The organism is Nostoc sp. (genome assembly GCF_054880495.1).
This window is the reverse complement of sequence record NZ_JBTYKD010000020.1, coordinates 1-3313: the sequence shown is the minus strand read 5'-3', so window position 1 is coordinate 3313 and position 3313 is coordinate 1. Positions and strand designations below refer to the sequence as shown.

General features: G+C 42.7%; 4 protein-coding genes. 2 read left to right on the top strand and 2 right to left on the bottom strand.

The annotated features are described in order from the left end of the window. Positions 1-563 (bottom strand): 2-C-methyl-D-erythritol 4-phosphate cytidylyltransferase (ispD, locus tag ACYTXL_RS02485; protein ID WP_461923353.1); only part of this gene is annotated, 563 nt, incomplete at its 3' end. A gap of 69 nt (positions 564-632) precedes the next feature. Here ispD and ACYTXL_RS02480 point away from each other — a divergent pair. Beyond that, positions 633-1592: a glycosyltransferase family 9 protein gene (locus tag ACYTXL_RS02480; RefSeq protein WP_461923352.1), complete on the top strand. Its 960-nt coding sequence runs from the start codon at positions 633-635 to the stop codon at positions 1590-1592. Positions 1593-1709: 117 nt separating this feature from the next. On the opposite strand, the gene ACYTXL_RS02475 is transcribed toward ACYTXL_RS02480, so the two are convergent. Beyond that, positions 1710-2180 carry a CRR6 family NdhI maturation factor gene (locus tag ACYTXL_RS02475; RefSeq protein WP_461923351.1) on the bottom strand — a complete coding sequence of 157 codons (471 nt, stop codon included), beginning with the start codon at positions 2178-2180 and terminating at the stop codon, positions 1710-1712. Positions 2181-2885: 705 nt separating this feature from the next. Between ACYTXL_RS02475 and ACYTXL_RS02470 the strand changes: the two genes are divergently transcribed. Continuing rightward, the coding region (locus ACYTXL_RS02470) for a Fur family transcriptional regulator (RefSeq protein WP_461923350.1) at positions 2886-3313 on the top strand (428 nt) is incomplete at its 3' end.

Here is a 3313-nt window from a genome sequence, read left to right as displayed (position 1 = left end):
GCGGCATCGTCAGTTACTTCCCAACCTTGACGGACACCTTCAGCATGGCACTGTTTCAACAACTTGACATCAAATCCTTGAGGAGTTTGTGCCGCCCAGAGTTGTCGTCTATCGGGTGTTTTTTGAATTATGCCTTGTTCATCGACAATTTTGATCGTGTCTTTGACGGGTACACCAGCAATTAAACCGGGACAGTGGCGAATCGCCTCGGCACAAGAGTTGAATAAATCTGCTGTGACAAGACATCTAGCCCCATCATGAATCAACACTTGTTCTGCGGCTGCTGGTAGCGCCTGCAAGCCATTGAAAACAGATTCTTGCCGGGTGGAGCCACCTTGGATCAATTCCACTGGTTTAGTCAGCTTCAAATCGGCGAGAATTGCTTTCAAATCAGACCAGTCATCAGGTTGAGAAATAATCCCGATCCAAGTGATTGTACTGGCGGCTTCGGCGGCTAATAGAGTCCAAGCAATAATTGGTTGCGATCGCACTAGGAGCAGGAGTTTATTCCGGTTACTCCCCATTCTTTTTCCCATTCCCGCAGCTGGAATTAATAAATACACAGAATTCCTCTATCTTTAAGCTCTATATTTTCCCCTAAAATAGGGAGCGAGTAAGCGTCAATAAATATTATGCGAGTAGTAGCCCTTGTACCTGGCGGAATTGGCGACCAAATTCTCTTCTTTCCGACTCTAGATGACTTGAAGCGCCATTACCCTAACGCTCAGATAGATGTCGTTGTTGAACCCCGGTCAAAGGCTGCTTACCAAGTGAGCAAGTCAGTTCACGAGGTACTGGCCTTTGATTTTAAAGACCGTAACAGTCTGGCAGATTGGGGCAACCTGGTGGGCACGATTCGCGATCGCGAATACGATATTGCCATTGCTGTTAAGCAAAGTTGGTTGGTGGGTCTTTTACTCTGGTTGACAGGAATTCTCATACGCATTGGCTACCAAGGCAAAGGCTCGGTTTTTCTTACCGACGCTGTGCCGTTCAAACCATCCCAGTATGTGGCGGAACTATATCACGATTTGCTGCAACCATTAGGCATAAAAACCCCTGTCCCAGAGTTAGCAGTAAATGTGCCAAAACCAGATATTGAGTGGGCACAGAAGGAACAAAAACGCTTAGGGGTTGATGAAACAGGCTATATCTTGATTCATGCCGCTTCTGGCCAATTATCCCAGGCTAAAGAACTGGATAAAATCTACCCTGTGGAAAAGTGGCAGCAAATTATTCAAAGCTTCCAAGACAAGCAGCCGGATCTGCCTGTGGTGGTCATTAAGGGGTCTGAAGATCAGCTGTTTATCCGATCACTTCTGGAGTCTTCTCCAGATATCAAGGTGACTGCCCCAGATGATATTGGTAAGTTAACTGCCATAATTGCTGGGGCAAATTTGATGTTGTCTACTGATAGTGCGGCATTACAACTGAGTGTTGCAGTCCAAACGTATACCATTGCCCTGTTTGGGCCAACTGATCCAGCTAAGTTATTGCCGAAAAACGATAAATTCTTGGCTATTGAATCCCCCACCGGAAAAACGGCGGATGTTTCACCAAACGCAGTTTTAGAGAAAATTTGGGGTGGCTAAATCAGCAGTTTGTCCCCATTTCTACAAGTAGCCTATTGGATATCCAATGTAGTTATGCGTTTGTTGAATGACCGCAAAACCTAGATGTGACAACTAGATTTTGCGGTTACTTCAGTATTAAAATATCTCAAAAAAAGCATCATCTAATTCATAACCCAGCATTTGGGACATAGACTTCAGCCGCGAGAGGCTGGGGATATCCTGCTGTTTGAGCCATTCACCTAAAATAAAGATTTTCTGCATCAAAAATATTTCTAAGGCTTCAGGATTGTACTGAATGCCTTCTTGAGAACTGAATTGGTGTGGTACAAGCATGGCAGCATAACGAGCAAATTCTCCAGCTTTCCAATCTAGTAAAAATGGCAACCAGGGGTATTTGGCATCTAGGCGCACAAACCACAGCCGCACCTCTGGAATTTCTGATAATTCCCGTGGATCGCCAGGTTGCAGATTATAATTGATATCAAAGCGTAGCTGCTGTTCATGGGATGCAACCCCATCTGGCAGCAGTTGTTCAATCACCGTTGAGGCTGGCGACAAATCCAGATTGTTAATGAAGTCATTATTGAGTGCGATCGCAATTGTCATAAAAAACTCGATACGTTTGGAAATTTGATACTTTTGCTTAGTTTTCGCTGGTTATAACAAATATACATCTAGTAGTTTGTCAAGCTAGTAATCCACTCACGTACACCGGATTTTGCTACACTCAAATATTACTTTTATAATTGCGATAAATACTCATATTTAACTAACAAATTCTTACACGATTAATCTAATTAGCCTACTTAGCTAAGAGGTTGTTTGAAAAGTGGTATGTTGTGATTTTAATCGAATTATTACCCCCTTAATCCTCCCGATATATTGAGGGGAAATAAGAAAATCCGGTTCCCTCACGCCACATGCTTCTCCCAAGGGGAGACGCTGCGCGAACAAGTCGGCAAAGTCGCCCAACGCAGTGGCTCCCCTTTATAAGGGGAGGGTTAGGGTGGGGTAAAAAATATTTGATACATCAATCATGACTTTTCAAACATCCTCTAAGGCGTTGCTTTAGCCAAGGTGGACATTTACAGCAATTTTAAGTTAAAGTAGTAATGAGTTTGTTTTAGATTAAGGTCTGAGAAAGTAGCCGTCAACAAGCAAAAAAATCATTATCGCGACTTGTGACTTCCGCAGCATCAAAAGCCAAAGCACAAGTACAGGTAAAAAGCGGTGTGCAATATTATTGCATATATGAAATAACCAATAAACATTTAGATGGGAAAATTCCCTCAACAGTTAATAAGCTGTAATATGCAAAAACAAACAATTTCTACAAAACCAATTCGTTCCTTAGAAGATGCGCTTGATCGCTGTCAAATCCTGGGTATGCGCGTCAGTCGTCAGCGTCGCTTTATTCTGGAACTACTTTGGCAAGCAAATGAACACCTTGCCGCTAGAGAGATTTACGATCGCTTGAACCAACAAGGCAAAGAAATTGGTCATACCTCTGTTTATCAAAATTTAGAAGCATTATCCAGTCAAGGCATCATTGAATGTATTGAACGCTGTGATGGGCGTTTGTACGGCAACATCAGTGACTCTCACAGTCATGTCAACTGTATAGATACAAATCAAATTCTTGATGTTCATGTAGAACTACCAGAAGATTTTATCCGCAAAATTGAAGAACAAACAGGAGTGCGGATTACTGAATACAGTATTAACTTTTTTGGCTACCG